Source organism: Funiculus sociatus GB2-C1 (genome assembly GCF_039962115.1).
GTDB classification, from domain to species: Bacteria; Cyanobacteriota; Cyanobacteriia; order Cyanobacteriales; family FACHB-T130; genus Funiculus; species Funiculus sociatus.
In genome coordinates this window covers 153186-168239 of the sequence record NZ_JAMPKJ010000001.1, presented here as the reverse complement: position 1 = coordinate 168239, position 15054 = coordinate 153186, and the positions used below count along the sequence as shown (strand labels likewise).

17 protein-coding genes are annotated in these 15054 nt (G+C 45.4%); 5 read left to right on the top strand and 12 right to left on the bottom strand.

Annotation, left to right across the window (positions count from 1 at the left end; translation table 11 throughout):
* Positions 1 to 248: 248 nt before the first annotated feature.
* Both NDI42_RS00835 and NDI42_RS00830 read left to right on the top strand, forming a co-directional pair.
* A complete protein-coding gene (locus NDI42_RS00835; RefSeq protein ID WP_190454162.1) occupies positions 249 to 1079 on the top strand; it encodes a DUF1206 domain-containing protein in 831 nt (276 codons plus the stop codon).
* Between the two features lie 251 nt (positions 1080 to 1330).
* Complete coding sequence (locus NDI42_RS00830; RefSeq protein WP_190427927.1) at positions 1331 to 1567, top strand: hypothetical protein; 237 nt, start codon at positions 1331 to 1333, stop codon at positions 1565 to 1567.
* Positions 1568 to 1728: 161 nt separating this feature from the next.
* Here NDI42_RS00830 and NDI42_RS00825 read toward each other — a convergent pair whose 3' ends face one another.
* From NDI42_RS00825 to NDI42_RS00790, 8 genes are all read right to left on the bottom strand, one after another.
* Complete coding sequence (locus NDI42_RS00825) at positions 1729 to 2370, bottom strand: HesA/MoeB/ThiF family protein (RefSeq protein ID WP_190454161.1); 642 nt, start codon at positions 2368 to 2370, stop codon at positions 1729 to 1731.
* 41 nt (positions 2371 to 2411) lie between these two features.
* Positions 2412 to 3341: a hypothetical protein gene (locus tag NDI42_RS00820; protein WP_190454158.1), complete on the bottom strand. Its 930-nt coding sequence runs from the start codon at positions 3339 to 3341 to the stop codon at positions 2412 to 2414.
* 120 nt (positions 3342 to 3461) lie between these two features.
* Positions 3462 to 3968, bottom strand: a complete 507-nt coding sequence (locus NDI42_RS00815) for a bis(5'-nucleosyl)-tetraphosphatase (protein WP_199311105.1) — start codon at positions 3966 to 3968, stop codon at positions 3462 to 3464.
* A gap of 10 nt (positions 3969 to 3978) precedes the next feature.
* Complete coding sequence (locus NDI42_RS00810) at positions 3979 to 4326, bottom strand: hypothetical protein (RefSeq protein WP_190454155.1); 348 nt, start codon at positions 4324 to 4326, stop codon at positions 3979 to 3981.
* A 93-nt stretch (positions 4327 to 4419) separates the two neighbouring features.
* Complete coding sequence (locus NDI42_RS00805) at positions 4420 to 5628, bottom strand: AAA family ATPase (RefSeq protein WP_190454152.1); 1209 nt, start codon at positions 5626 to 5628, stop codon at positions 4420 to 4422.
* A gap of 86 nt (positions 5629 to 5714) precedes the next feature.
* Positions 5715 to 6275 carry an RNA 2'-phosphotransferase gene (locus tag NDI42_RS00800; RefSeq protein WP_190454148.1) on the bottom strand — a complete coding sequence of 187 codons (561 nt, stop codon included), beginning with the start codon at positions 6273 to 6275 and terminating at the stop codon, positions 5715 to 5717.
* A gap of 18 nt (positions 6276 to 6293) precedes the next feature.
* A complete protein-coding gene (locus tag NDI42_RS00795) occupies positions 6294 to 6842 on the bottom strand; it encodes a DUF6939 family protein (protein WP_190454146.1) in 549 nt (182 codons plus the stop codon).
* Positions 6843 to 7158: 316 nt separating this feature from the next.
* Positions 7159 to 7323 carry a hypothetical protein gene (locus NDI42_RS00790; protein ID WP_190427913.1) on the bottom strand — a complete coding sequence of 55 codons (165 nt, stop codon included), beginning with the start codon at positions 7321 to 7323 and terminating at the stop codon, positions 7159 to 7161.
* Positions 7324 to 7463: 140 nt separating this feature from the next.
* Between NDI42_RS00790 and NDI42_RS00785 the strand changes: the two genes are divergently transcribed.
* The gene (locus NDI42_RS00785) at positions 7464 to 7814 is read left to right on the top strand and encodes a hypothetical protein (RefSeq protein ID WP_190427911.1); all 351 of its coding nucleotides are present in this window, start codon (positions 7464 to 7466) and stop codon (positions 7812 to 7814) included.
* A gap of 76 nt (positions 7815 to 7890) precedes the next feature.
* On the opposite strand, the gene NDI42_RS00780 is transcribed toward NDI42_RS00785, so the two are convergent.
* The 3 genes from NDI42_RS00780 to NDI42_RS00770 form a co-directional block, all read right to left on the bottom strand.
* A complete protein-coding gene (locus NDI42_RS00780) occupies positions 7891 to 8142 on the bottom strand; it encodes a hypothetical protein (protein ID WP_199300854.1) in 252 nt (83 codons plus the stop codon).
* A gap of 67 nt (positions 8143 to 8209) precedes the next feature.
* Positions 8210 to 8761 carry an NYN domain-containing protein gene (locus tag NDI42_RS00775; protein ID WP_190437330.1) on the bottom strand — a complete coding sequence of 184 codons (552 nt, stop codon included), beginning with the start codon at positions 8759 to 8761 and terminating at the stop codon, positions 8210 to 8212.
* Positions 8762 to 8947: 186 nt separating this feature from the next.
* Entirely contained in the window at positions 8948 to 10381 is a 1434-nt protein-coding gene (locus NDI42_RS00770; RefSeq protein WP_190454144.1) for a vWA domain-containing protein, read from the bottom strand.
* A 496-nt stretch (positions 10382 to 10877) separates the two neighbouring features.
* Here NDI42_RS00770 and NDI42_RS00765 point away from each other — a divergent pair, with 496 nt between their 5' ends.
* A complete protein-coding gene (locus NDI42_RS00765) occupies positions 10878 to 12149 on the top strand; it encodes a DNA cytosine methyltransferase (protein ID WP_190454142.1) in 1272 nt (423 codons plus the stop codon).
* A gap of 83 nt (positions 12150 to 12232) precedes the next feature.
* On the opposite strand, the gene NDI42_RS00760 is transcribed toward NDI42_RS00765, so the two are convergent.
* Positions 12233 to 12781, bottom strand: coding sequence for a rhodanese-like domain-containing protein (locus NDI42_RS00760; RefSeq protein WP_190427905.1), 549 nt, complete (start codon positions 12779 to 12781; stop codon positions 12233 to 12235).
* Positions 12782 to 13278: 497 nt separating this feature from the next.
* On the opposite strand from NDI42_RS00760, the gene mutL reads away from it, so the two are divergent.
* On the top strand, positions 13279 to 15003 hold the full coding sequence (mutL, locus tag NDI42_RS00755) for a DNA mismatch repair endonuclease MutL (protein ID WP_190454139.1): 1725 nt from the start codon (positions 13279 to 13281) through the stop codon (positions 15001 to 15003).
* Positions 15004 to 15054: the final 51 nt, after the last annotated feature.

The following is a 15054-nucleotide window of genomic DNA, read 5'->3' as shown; positions in this document are numbered from 1 at the left end:
TTGTATAAACGACTGGTGAGAGAGAGAAAAGTCGCTTAAGTTTATTCAGCACTCAGCACTTTTCAAAATATTAGTTAAGCACTTAGATAGATGTGGTAAAAAGTGATTTTTGTTAAAAAATGGTTGGAACACCATTTTGGTTTATCTTTGCAAAACTTAAAATTTTATGACTGATTAAAGGCAAGAGTTTCAAAATCCAAAATGGCATAACCCACCAATTACTGATAGCCAAGCAGAGACATAATATTATGAACACCGGACAAAAAGACCCCATAACTGGCGCTAATTCTTCTGAGTGGGTGGAGAGACTGGCACGTTTGGGCTTTGGAGCTAGAGGAGTGGTTTACGCCACCGTGGGAGTGCTGGCGGCGCAGGCGGCGTTTGGTGCAGGCGGCAAAACCACTGATACTAAGGGTGCGCTGCAAAGCATTGTGACGCAGCCGTTTGGGAAATTCTTACTAGCTATAGTAGCTTTCGGCTTGCTTGGTTACGTGCTGTGGCGTTTCGTGGAAGCGATCGCCGATCCAGAAAACAAAGGCACCGATGCCAAAGGTCTTGCGCTGCGTCTGGGATACGCTGGTAGCGGCTTGATCTATGCTGGGTTAGCCTGGAGTGCAATTAAGCTGATCCTGGGTTCGGGAGGCGGGGGTAATAGTAATTCTTCCCAAGACTGGACAGCACGCTTATTAGCGCAACCCTTCGGTCAATTTCTAACTGGGCTTGTGGGAGCCGCCGTGATCGGCATGGGCTTCTATCAATTTTACAGAGCTTACAAAGCCAAATTCCGCAAAAAGTGGAAAATCAGCGAGATGAGCCAACAAGAGGAGAAATGGGCGACACTCGCTAGCAGATTTGGTATTGCTTCTCGTGGTGTCGTTTTTAGCATTATCGGTCTTTTTCTACTCCAAGCGGCGCGGCAGTCCGATGCCACTCAAGTTGAGGGACTAGGTGGTGCCTTGGCAGCACTAGCACGACAGCCTTTTGGCCCTTGGCTTTTAGGAATTGTTGCCTTCGGTCTAATCGCTTATGGTATTTATAATTTCGTAGAAGCGCGGTATCGGCGGATTCAGACTAGGTAAATTAATGTAAACAGCTCGGCTCTTCCGAGTTTATCTCGTTCCCAGGCCGCAGCCCAGGAACGAGATTTTAATGCAGAGGTAATGGCAATAGGCTTTAAGGTGGTTCAATAGATAGTTAGGTGTTTTTCTATAGCAATTCGAGGGTTGGGTGCGATACATCTGTAGGGACATGGCATTGCCATTTCCCGTTAGAACCGCGATATATTCCACCCAACTGAGAAACACTATAAATTCAGCTATTTGTAAAAGCTATGCTCAACAAACATGATGAGTTGTTACTAAAGGATCTAAAGCTTCAACCACTTTGGCTGCTCCAGTTATATGTAGTTCTAGGAGTGGTTGCAGCAATTTCTGGATTCGTTATTGAGAGCGGAAATCTCTCAAAAGCTGCTTGCCTAGGAGGTGGTTTCCTGATCGCTTTGGGAGCTGAAAAATTGGTAACGCACCGAATCAGAAAAGCTGCACTTTCTCTGGTTAATAGAAATTAACGCTGTTTTTCATGCTCAGGACTTACGCAGTTAATTAGTGAATGCCTGGTTCTGTCGTGGGGGCATGGCATTGCCATGCCCCTACAGCGTGTTGACGTGCGTAAGCCCTAATGCTTTTTCTCGCACTTCTCGACCTAAGTGCAATATCAAAGCTGTAAAATTCAAAAGTTATCAAATGGTTTGACGGCAAAATCTCCCAGCGTCACTGTGAAACTTTCTTTATTCCCACTAACAACAAAAGTGACAATAACTTCGCAAGCCACCGCCACAGTTAACATTACCAAATTTCTTGCCAGGGGGTAGTCGCAAACATCATCATTTGCTGGGGAAGGAACGCGATAAATTTCGTTCCAGATAACCTCAGCATAGTCGGAAGCTAAGCCGACGTGTAGGCAAGGAATATTTGCATTGGTGCAATAATCTTTGACAACTTGACGACTGGTGCTGTTGTCAAAAGTATCAATGACAATACCGCTACCAGCAAGCAATTGGGCGACGTTTGCCGATGTTAATTCTTTGGAACGCCCATCGACTGCGACACCCAAGGCGCGATAAATAGTATTGGTGAGAATTTTCACTTTGTACGCACCAACGTCTGAACGGTAGTAAGGCTGGGTGGAGAGGTTGCGTTCTTCAATGCGATCGCGATCGATTGTCACCAGTTTACCAAAACCCGAACGCGCCAGATTTTCCGTAATATTTGCACCCAGCGCCCCCGCACCGCAAATAGTCACCGGGAAATCGCGCAACTGTGCCATTAATGCGGGTGTTCTGTGGAGTTGTTCGTGAAAGAAAATAGACATATTGGTAATGGCTAATGGCTAATTGCTAATTGCTAATAACTTCAGAAATCCCAGTTATCTCGTGCTTCGATGACACCTACCAGAGATTGCAAGTCAAAATCGCGATCGCGTCCGCTCAAGCAAATGCCAGAACTGATAACTGTAAGCTCCTTTTTGTCAATAGCAGAAGTGTGCCACTCACCGTTGCTAGTAGTCCACTCGATCTGCCAATAGTCACCGCGATCGCGGAATTCCCGCAAATCGCCTCCACCCATCCGCAGCGCTTCCTGCAAGCGTCCTTCATCACCGTCCGCCTTACGTCGCGGTCTTTCCACGCGCCGCGCCTGTTTTGTAGTTTGTCGCGTCCGTCGCTGACGTTCCATTGATTGCTGTTGCTGTCTTCGGCGCTGGTATTCTTCCGTCTGCTGCAACGCCAAATCATACACAGTACGCATCTCTGGAGTCATCCCAGCAAAGCGAATATTTTGATCCGACAAAGAGCGCAGATGCGATCGCAGTTGTTCCCCAACCAGCGGATCGCCACGTCGATCGACTTCATCAAACCACCAGACACCACCATCCCAACGCGCAATTATCGGCTCAAAAACCCCTCCCTCCGTCACCAAATGCACTATTGCTGGCTTAGCGACACCCAAACGCTGCTGCATATCAGATTCATTCACAGGATAAGCCAGCCACGTCTGCCCTTGCAAAACATAAGCCAGACGCAAACGTAGCGGCTTTAGCAACTTGAGATATTCCGCCACCTGCACAAGGCTGGGTTCCTCCACCATTTCGGCAGTTTTTTCATTTACTGGCTGAAAAATGCCCCATCCTTCAAAGTCTTGTGGCTGAGGGGAGAAAGTGTAGATAATGTTTGCAACACGCGATCGCACCTTTCCCCCACGCACACACGGCGCGAAAAACTCAGTATCGCGCAACTGCACTTCCTGTGCAGCTATTTCATTTATCAGTTTGCGGATATCTGCCATAGTCTTGCCTTCTTTAGTATTAAATTGGGTAAATTTTGTTGGCTGGGTTGAGAAACGAAACTCAGCACACTACAAATTTAGTCATTTTTGAGCCGTAAGAAAGTAAGTTTACTGATACTTTTACCTAAAAATTCTAGATTCATCCTCCATAAAATACAAATTCAACTGTTCCAGCAAAGGGTCGATAGTTTGTTTCTGAATTGCATGAGGCGGATTCCATTCCACCCAGGTAAAATTGCCGTGTTCGCTACAAATTACATTTACTTCGTGTTTCAGCCATCCTAAAAAAATCACCACCGTCTTATTAACTGTTTCACCACCGTATCTCTTGTAGCGGAGTTGATAACTATGGCTGAAGCGAAATTGCGGATCAAAATCTAAGTCGCTGGCTGCAATACCCGTTTCCTCATATAGTTCGCGTATAGCACAACCCCACTCATCCTCGCCAAATTCAATATGACCTTTTGGCAAATCATAACGATGGGTATGCTGCATCAGCAGAAAACTTAAACGCGGCTCCCTTCTCATTACGATTACGCCGCAGGACTTGACTTGTCGCATATTTAGGATGTTTTTACTTTTGAGAGTATGCTGTGCGCGATCGCTCACAGCGTAAACTTGGGCCACAGCCTCCAAATTATATTTTCAATACTTTTTCTGCACTTTCGATAACAAAATTCTTTCCAATTTCTTTAGGATTCCATCCTTGGCTTTGAGCATAGTTTATGACGTGCTTTACAATCTTCGGAGTTATAGAAACTGTTTGCTCATCATCAGCCCACAAAAAGCCGAATAAAACTTTTGCCTCAAATAAGGCGGAAATTTTCTTTCCTCTGCATTCGCGATGCTCAATAGTCAGAGATATTGCTATGTCTACATCTTCGGAAGACCGAGAGAATTTCCCAAACCTTACCCGCTTCGCTGTCCAATAATACTCCCCATTTTCTACATATATTTTTCGCCTTCCCTTCTTTGATAGAGTCATAGTTAGTATCAGAACTATTTACTTCTGTCAAATATTGAGATGTTGTATACAACGTCTCTACACCTCTGCGTTCTCTGTACCTGAAGTGGTTCGTTACACAAATCTGTGAATAAATTCATGAGTTAAATCAACCCTTCCCTTGCGTAAAACGGCGGGATCTAATCTTTCCGTCGTGTTGCAAGTCATCAAAATCACCAGCTTTTGTTTAGCCTGAATACCAGATTCATCAATTACACTTTGATACAAAGTTCCATCCAGCAAACTCAAAATATGCTCAGTTTTATTATTATTCTGAGCAGCATCTAAGGCTCTATTTTTAGCTAAATTGTCAGCTTCATTGATAATGATACAAATTCGCTCCAAGTAACTTGGTGGAACAAAATTCTCAACCGCGTCGTGATCCAGAATAAAAATGACATATCCTAGAGGCGCGAGAATTTCCTTAGCTACAGCTTGCGTCCAAGCAGTTTTACCCGTACCAGGATCTCCATTTACTAACACAGCCAACTGATTTTGGTCGAGAATCGCCTGCTGTACTGTATCAGTAAAGCCTTGAATATCCTCTGGAAAAGACCGAATTGGAAACTGACTGTGAATCTGTCCCACGCGGCTTTGGTAGCCACTCAGCATCACCGCCAAATTATAAGTTGCTTTATTAATCAGTGGCGCTAGTTCTTTAGCCATCAAGGTATAGCGTCGCCGTCCCCTGTCTAAGTTTTCGATTTCTAGCCAAACTTGTTGCTTAGACCAGAAAGCATAAACTGTGTTAATAATGTCGAGGCGTTCCCAATTAACAAACCGATCTACAGGATAATAAAAATGTCTGTCTAGATAATATTGGGTAATCATATCCGGACGATCCACTAAATCCAGAATTTTGAAAATAGTAATCTCCTGTAGTCGGTTCAAAACGTAATCAATGGGAATACTATTGCGGCTTACGAATTGGATGACAGGTGCATCAACCCATAAAACATCTTTATACCGATAATCTGGGGTAGGAGGTTCCGGAGTGATGTAGTTCCAAAACTCATCCACTTCGTATCGCGTATTCTCAGAAAAGACATTTAATATATTTGCCCACCAGGTATATTCGTTGCGTCCCATAGCATCAGCAATATCGCTGGCTAAGTCCAAACCTTTTTGTGTTAGCTCCTTAGAGTCGTTAAACAAAAGATGCCACAGAAACCCCCAGTCAAGCTGTCGGTTTAATGGTCGCCATCCAGCGCCCAATAAACCTTTCGCTTGCGGGTTTTTGGGTGTAGAATTGTCTTCTTGATTTCCAAAATATCCTGAGCCCATAGTTTCAGTTATTCTCGCTTTGTGATGTATTTATGGGGAAGCGATCGCTAGTTTTACGCTAGTTTTACTAAAACACTTTCTTGTATTTATCCAACAGCCTTTAATATCTGTTGCAGATATTCGGGTGAAACGCTATCCACTAGCCAAACCCCATTCTCAGAACAATAAAATTCATATCCTGCTTTGTGCATTGCAGCAGCATCTACCGCAAAAACTACTGGGCGGCCATGACGTTTACCTACAGCTTCTGCTGTCGCAATATCCGGCGATAGATGGACGTGATGCCGTGACATTTTCCGAAGACCATTCTGTATAATTGATTCGACTGATTTGTGTCCTGTACCGTGGTATAGCACATCTGGAGGTACAGCGGGTTCCAATTGCAAATTAATTTCTACACTATGTCCTTGGTTAGCACGAATTAAGGTACCTGTAGAGTCATAAGAAAAGCGTTTTTTATCATTTTGTGCGACTACCTCATCTAATTCGGCGCGGGTAATGGGAAATCTGTGCTTTTTACAGGCTGTTAAAAGTTCATCTACCGAAATCCAGCCTCCAAGCGCAAGTTCAAGACCAATCTCCCCAGGATTGTGCCGCAGAATATAACTGAGATATTTGCTGATTTTAACTTGGCGTGAATTGTTCATTCAATAAATCTTTTCATTTTAACAATGCCAGTTACCTTCCAGGTATCGCTTGACTAAACCTGCGTGTGATAAAGGACTAGATAAGTCGTCTAAGTCGCAGTTGGTTTCATAATCTAATAACAAAACTGTTTGTTCTGCACTAAGTTGTTTCAGTTCGTCAAGTTGGTTCCCAAGACAATTTTCTAGCACCCATTTATATGAAGGTAGGTAAATAACACAACGTGCGTCTGCATAGGAAAAAAGTTTGTCTCCTGTTAACCCTGCACGATGTCCTAATACTTTTCCATAAATTCTTGTCGTGCGCTTGATACCCTTCATATTAGTTATGCTGAGTTTGCTCTTGTCTACGTCAGCAGACTCAAAAACTTTCAACCCTTGCCAAATCCCTTCTACACTCATGCTGAAGTGTCCCGGCGAAAAAGGAACGGGAATTCCACCATGCGGGTAAAAAGGGCTGAAGCGCAGCCAAGGTTCTGAACCACGCGAGGTAAGGTCAACGATAGCGGCTTCCCTATAGCGTTGACGCAAATCGCGGGAGGTGCGGCGACTTTTTACAAAAAGCGGCATTGTAAAGTGCCTAGGCTTAGAGTGGAAGAGGATACGAGTATTTGTATTATAAGGTACTACAGAAAAACCGGACAGATTCCCGATGTCTATGGTTACTCTCGTTCCCAATCTCGGACTGGTAACGCAATTTTGGAGGCAAAGCCTCCCTTCCAAAGTTCTAGAAAACTTACTTATGGGGCTTTACTTAACTTCTACCATTCCCAGTCAGAAATTGGGAACGAGAAACGCCGAATCAATCCAAAATCGTCAATCTAAAATCCAATCGATTGACGACTTGTACTTTAAAGACATTCATAAATCACCTATTGTAATTTTTTCAATACCACAGAATTTGCTTTTGAAACAAAGTTTGGAGTTTTTTGCCCTTTCCCTTAACACGACAAGTGCGTTTTAGCACCGCCAAATCCTCCGGATGCTTTTCCAGCACCTGCTCCCACACGGCAAGGGCTACCTCTTTGTAGGCTGTTTGTAAGTCACTCATGCTGTATCCCTCATAACATCTTGACCAACACATCTACCAAAGGTTAGATTGAAAAAAATGTGTTCTTCTGACCCACCTAAAGATGTGTGCCTTATTGAGTGACGTTGCTAGAGGACTATTTGTTGAGGAGAAATTACAAAATGTTTCATAAGTCGTTTCGTAATGCTATGGTGGCTGTTGCTCTATCGCTACCAGTAGTTTCGCTGACAGCCCATAATGCCTTAGCTGACCAGCGCGACTTCACAGTTATCAATAAAACCAGTAGTCCCATCCGTCACCTGTACGTCTCATATACTGGCGAGGACAAATGGGGTGAAGATATCCTGGGTAAGGATCTTCTAGCCGTTGGCGAGTCTACGTTGATATACTTCACTGGCGATGATAAGGTATGCAGCTATGACATCAAAGCTGTATTCGAGGATGGAGAAGAGGCGGAAGACTATAAGGTGAATCTTTGCGAGACTGAGACTTATAGCTTTACTGAGAATTAAGGAAGTTGGTAGGGTGGGCTTCTTCCCACCCAACACAGCTGCAACGCCAGTAAAGTTCCGCTACTCGTGAGATTGGCTAATGCAACTCAGTACCGTCCTTGCGGAGTAAGTAGCGACGCTGCTTTGCAGCCGCTTCGCTAACGCTAATTAATTTCAGCACCACTCGCCCAATTTCAGGATGCGTTCTCTCCACCATCGGCTGTACGACAACGCTTTCCATCATGCAATCTGGGCTAATTACACTGTCAGCATTGTTAAACTGAGACACCGCTTCCCAACTGTAAGCACCGATATAGAGGACTGGCACTCTGGCTAAAGAAAAAGACAAATTTCATCTGAATAAGCCGTACATTATTTGAAACATTGTGTTGTTGAATATCTCGGTATAACTGGTTTTACTCTCTAATCATTGCCCAATTTTTTTCAAGCATTGTTTCTTTAGTTAGGATTTTAGGTTCATCACAAGCCTCGCGCAGTCTATCGGGCAAATCGCCGCACACGGCTAACACTCCTGTTCTGCAACCAAAGTCTTCAATCCGCTGTAAAGCTTTGACAAAATCAGTGTCTGTACTAACTACTAGGGCGTAATCATAATTTTTAACCGCTGCATGATAAACGATATCTGCTACCAGTAAAGCATCAACTCCTTTTTCTTTGATATTGCCATCCTTAGTTGGAATCCCTTCACCATAAACTATTCGTATCCCCTCGGTAATATGGGAACCGTGAAAATCCTTAGCTTTTTTCAGGTGTTGTTCAATGGTATAGAGATAGACCCGAACAATTTGGCGACTATCTGTAAAATGAGTAAAGATTTCTGCAAGGTTTTGATTTAAGCTCAATTTAGCAGCTTCTAAACGGTAAAAGAGGTTTGTACCGTCAATAAACACCATAGCCTTTTGAAACTGTATAGGTGGAATAGGAGTCGAAAGATTGTAAATTCCCATACTACTAAGACTCTTTCAAAACTAGGTTAGGACTTGTATTCATCTAGATTTATACCGTAATTCAGTAATTGAATATTTGACTATTTGTTGAATGCACTTAACAGAGCCTATAAAGCAGGCTGAAATCAGATTTGACCCCAATCCCAGCCTACCCCAGCCTGTCTGTTAGGGGTTGGTTTCCAACCCCTACTGGTCATCCCGTACTGGCAATGGTGTCTCCAGAATTTCCATCAGCAACTCTAGCCGCGAAGGACGAGACAGGAGCGGGATAAGATTCGGCAACGAGTAGTAGTCACCCGCAAAGGTGAAAGTATCTACCTGCGCGTGTCTTTCCTGCAATCTGCGTTCCATCCAGTCATAGGGATAACCTACTTTGATGATGAGGACGCTTGGCTCTACTTTCAGGTCGCGCTTGTAAGCTTCATAAGTTTCCACAAAGTGGGGCGCTTTGTTTTCCCCTTCGTCTGTCACTAGGATGATTTGCTCGACACGTTGCTTTCTTAGGCGCATCGCTTCCAACGCGCAACCGATGCTGGTAGCACCGCTGGCTTTGATGTGCTGGAATGCACGTTCCCAGTCGCTTAACTGCTTCCCCGCCGCTTTGATGGGGTATGGCATGGTGTCAAAGGCGTAGACGAACAAATCTGCCGCAGCAATGCCGGAAATTAGGGCGGCGATGCGCTTACCAACTTCGATGGCATTTTCCATTGAGCTAGATTTATCGACTAGGAGAGCAGTTGGCTGGGAAATTTTGCCGCGCTTTTTTACCTGTTCGTCCATGACGCGCTCTAACTTGGCGGCTGTATCTGCGTCTAGGTTGGCGACATCTGCCGCAACGCGCCCTTTTAAGGCAGCTACTCGCCCATCAGTTTGCGCTTTCTCCAGTTTCTCGTCGATGAGTGCTTTTACCTGGGGGTTTTCCATCGCACCGCGAGTTTGGAGTGACTTGAGGTTGTTTATTACCTCTTGGGGTGTCATGGAGTTAATTAGGGCGACTAGAACGGTGGGGGTCATCTGTTTGATGGCTCCCACTGCAACTGTGTAGGGGATTTTGTGTTCTACAATCAGCTGCGCTTGCTCTAGGGGTGAGGATGCGATCGCCATCAGCTTTAGCGCAAAGGCTAAACTATCTTCTGGCGGGTTGTCTTTGAACAACACCGCATCAGCGCGATCGCTAGGGCGTATATGCAAGCTAGCATAAAGATGCTTCATCGCCTGACGCGCTCGTAGTGCCGCACGGTCAAAGAACGCAGGATTTTTTTCCCGTTCCTTTAAATAGCGTCGCACAGCAGTACGAGTAGAACGCGGCAATTTACCCCGATACTGCTTCAAAAAGTCTACAATCCGCGCTACCTGATAAGGCGGAAACTCTTGCAACAGCACAAACCCCGCATCCCGGTGTTCGGTCAACTTGCTGGTGAGTAAATTGCCAACAAATACCTCTTTGTGGTCGCGGACATCACCTTGGCGTTGATACCATACTGCTAAATGTCCATAAAAAATCGGGTCGCCCTCCACCATATTCTGATGAACTTCAGCTACTTTCTCTAGCTCCCGGTGGGGTGTGGTGAGCAGACTATTTAGCATATCTAAACGCACGTCGCGCTCTGTTGCTTGCACAGGAATCACCTCTATATAAGTCACCCCGTACAAGTTGAGAAAGCTCTTAGCTACTTTGTAAATAAGTATGTAAGCTTTCTCGGTTTGGATACGGGGCGAACGCTTGAAAAATTGGAAATTATATGCTTTGCGCCAGGAGAGTAAAGCTGTTCACTTTCTCTGATGCTCTACCACTGAGCTACATCTCCAATTGGAGATAATGGGATTTGAACCCATGACAACCAGAACCCTAGGTGTGTATGCTTCACTCGTTAGGGCGCAAAGCGGTAAATAATAAGCTGCGAATTAGCTGATGTCGCTTTTAGGCGGCTACTCGCAGATGAGTTCAAATTTAACTACTCTTTTATACTACATAAATACTACAAAATCGTCAAGGGACTGGAAAAAATAATTTTCACTCTCGTCGGCAAAAAAAGTCCCAAGTCAGAATATATATATAGACAGGCGGTAAAATACAAATTCCCTGGCTTTGCCAGAACTCCTTCATGGGAATAGTATGCTTGATTTCTGTCGCCGCCCAGTTGCCGTCGATTTATTTGCTGGTGCGGGGGGATTTTCCCTGGGAATTGAGCAGGCTGGGTTTGATGTGGCGGTGGCGGTTGAGGTTGACCCGATTCACGCCGCAACTCATGCTTATAACTTTCCCCACACCAAAGTTTTGTGTACAGACGCGAGGAAGTTATCAGGTAAGGCAATTAAAGAAGCGGCGATACAAGCTAGTGGGGAGATTGACTTAGTAATCGGGGGGCCACCTTGCCAAGGTTTCTCTTTGATGGGGAAGCGGTGTCTGGAAGATGAGCGCAACGACTTGGTATTTGAGTTCTGTAGATTAGTAGTAGAACTGCAACCCCGCTATTTTGTCATGGAGAATGTACCGGGGATTGCTCAGAAGGAACACGCGATTTATCTGGATTTGATTAATAGTGAGTTGGAAGCAGCGGGATACTACATCACGCAACCTGTGAAGGTGTTAAAAACGGCAGAGTTTGGAGTACCGCAGAATCGGAAACGTTTGATTTTATTGGGTTCTCGTGCTGGAGAACGCCAGCTTGAATATCCTAAACCCCTAATTCCTAATCCCCAATCTCTATTTACCACAGTCAGGGATGCGATCGCAGACTTGCCCAACCTGGATGAGTTTCCCGAACTCCTGACAAGCGATGAAGTCTTGCTTGAACGGCGACAGCTTAAAAAAATGCGCTCCCTAGCCAGCCTCTATGCACAGCAGCTAATGGAAGCTTCCCCCGACGTTAATAATTTTGCCTATCGTCGGCTAAGTTGTGGGAATCTGTTGACGGGATCTCTGCGAACCCAGCACTCTACTACCTCAATTGAGCGTTTCCAGAAAACTCTACCTGGTGAGTTGGAATCTGTAAGCAGATTTAGACGCTTGCATTGGGATAAACTTTCACATACTTTAAGAGCCGGAACTGGCTCTGGAGGCGGTCGCTACACCTCTCCCCGTCCGATTCATCCGGATTACCACAGAGTTATTTCTGTACGTGAAGCGGCGAGATTGCATTCTTTTCCAGACTGGTTTCGCTTTCACACAACAAAATGGCACGGGTTCCGACAAATTGGGAACTCCGTGCCACCATTGTTGGCAAGGGCTGTGGGTCGTCAAGTTATTGCCTCGCTGGGCATTATCCCACCCAAGCCAAAAGAGCCTATAGAATTAGGGAACACTCAACTACTCCGGTTTAATCCGTGGGAAGCTGCTCGGTATTGGTCAGTCAGTAGTCAGGGAATTGTCAAGTTGGAAAGCTGAAACGTTCTCAGGTTCTAACAACGCCTCCAACCTACCCTTTGAGCTACAAACCTGCAAAGACCAATCAATCCAACCAGCCAAACTTACATATTTGCTTTCGGCTTATTTGCCTCATTTTTTACTTCAGATAGAACATTGTATCCTTCTGGCCCTGGAGGATTTGTAGATTCAGCAACACCTTCTGTAGGGCCGCCGACTGCTTTCCATGCAGGAAAACCGCCTTTGAGTTCAGAAACGCACTGGAACCCAGCAGAGCGCATTTGGGAAGCTGCTTGAGCGGTTTGCTCGTCAGATTCGCCATAGACATAAATATCGCGAGTGGGCTGAAGACTTGTTTTGGCGCGGTCTACCAATTCCTCTAGGGGCATGGGCATGGCTCCCATGATGTGACCGTTGTTAAAAGTATCGCGATCGCGCACATCTAAAATTGTTAGAGCAGGCTCGCCCCATTCTAAACGGGCTTTCAGGTCGCTTACGCTCGATTGGGGTTTCAGTCCCGGTGGGGTGGGCGTAACTTCTGGTAGGGCATCTTTCGCTTTTAAAATGGTTTCTTCAACCTTGTTGGTAGCACTTTCCACAGTATCTGCAACTTTTTTTGAAGCATCTTCAATTTTATTTTGAATATTGTCCATGAGAAAATTTAACCAATCACATCAATAGAAATGTAATAGGAAGTTAACTTTTTATTTATCCTTCTCCAGAAAGAAGGTTAAAATAATCTTTCTTTAGACAGAGTTGACTATTAATTTCTCTGTTGTTGTAACCTACCAAATCTTTAGTTTTGTTAATCTGGCCTGACGCAGTTGGTCTATATTTTTACGAATTGTAACAGTTTGGGGATCATGTGTTCCAAGGATGCGATCGCTCAGTTCTTAAACTTGGAGATACAGCAGTTTCGCTTGGGTGTAGTCTCGTTGAGAAAGGTAGAGAGTTGCCAGATTATCCAGACTGGAGGCTAATTATGTTTCTAAACGGATCAGTCTTGCCTGAGTAGAGAAGACTACAAAAGGCAGCAAAAAATCTAAATTTCTCTAAGCTGCGGGAAATGATTCTAATAACTCGCTAGACATCGCGCTATGCTGTATTGGGTGCTAACTACTTACGTCATGGCGCATTCCCAAGTTGTCCGGTGTCTGTTATTCAACCTTTACCCACAGAAGTAGTCCATTTGATAGCAGCTGGAGAGGTAATTGACTCTCTGGCTGCTGTAGTGCGGGAACTGGTGGAAAATTCTTTAGATGCTGGTGCAACGCGCATCAGTGTTTCCCTGTCGCCGGAACAATGGCGAGTGCGGGTGGCAGACAATGGCTGCGGCATGAATTTGGTAGACTTGAAACAAGCAGCAGCTGCCCATAGTACCAGTAAGATCCGCGACTGCGAAGACCTCTGGAAGATTACCAGTCTGGGGTTTCGCGGGGAAGCGTTGCACAGTTTGGCAGCTTTGGCAGAATTGGAGATTTACAGCCGTTGTGCGGGAAGCACTGAAGGTTGGCGAGTGGTTTATAACTCGCAGGGGGAAGCGGTGCAGGTGGAGACAGTTGCGATCGCTCCCGGTACAGTTGTCACCGTAGCAAATCTGTTTGGCAACTGGTTGGCGCGTCGTCAGGCAATGCCAACACAAGCACAACAGCTAAGAATAGTACAAGCTACAATTCAACAAATCGCCATTTGTCATCCCCACATCACCTGGCAAATACAACAAAGCGATCGCCCTTGGTTCGCTCTCAGCCCAGGAACCAGCGCGAAACATATTCTGCCCCAAATTCTCCGAGAAGTGCGTTTGAACGATTTACAGCAACTCTCGGTTGAAGTTCCTACTCACTCAGAAAGTAGTGCACAGAGGGAGAAAACCAATCCCCAACCCCCAATCCCCAATCTAAAATCTAAAATCGACTTGGTGCTAGGATTACCAGACAGATGCCATCGCCGTCGTCCAGACTGGGTGCGGGTGGGGATGAATGGACGCTTGGTGAAATCTCAGGAACTAGAGCAAACTATATTGGGGGCTTTGGTGCGAATTGTGCCACGCGATCGCTACCCAATTTGTTTTCTCCATCTGAGGATTTGTGCTAGTCAAATTGACTGGAACCGTCACCCCGCCAAGTCAGAAATTTATTTACACCAGCTTTCTTACTGGCAAGATCAGGTGAAATCGGTAATTGAGCAAGCCTTACGCCTCAACGTGGAGGCAATTCCTGAAAAAACCCTCACGCAACGGGTAGGAAAATTGCTCAAAGCGTCGGAAGCGCATAGTAGCTATAATGCAAGCCGTTCCATTCAACCGACACCAACTCAAGCTAGTGAAATAGGGTTATTGCCACTAAAAGCCATTGCCCAAATTCACAACACCTATATTGTGGCAGAGCATCCCGCTGGGGTGTGGTTGGTAGAGCAGCACATCGCCCACGAACGGGTTTTATACGAGCAATTGTGCCAAACTTGGCAACTCGTACCCCTAGAACTACCAGCGATTTTAAATCAACTTTCACCCGCTCAGCTCGATCAACTTGAACGCATCGGTTTAGATGTAGAACCTTTTGGCGAACAACTTTGGGCGGTACGCACCGCACCCGCACCGTTGCGATCGCGCTCAGATTGTGCAGATGCTCTCTTGGAACTCAGTCTGGGAGGGGATTTGGAAGCTGCACAAGTGAGCATAGCCTGCCGTAGTGCTATCCGCAACGGTACGACTCTCAGCTTGCTTGAGATGCAAACCCTGTTAGAACAATGGCAGCAAACACGCCATCCTCGCACCTGTCCCCACGGGCGACCAATTTATTTATCACTAGATGAATCAGCCCTCGCCCGTTTCTTCCGCCGTCATTGGGTAATTGGCAAAAGTCACGGTATTTAGGAATATTTGGTAATTTATATTGCTTTTTTATTCCTCTAGTCAAAAAAACAA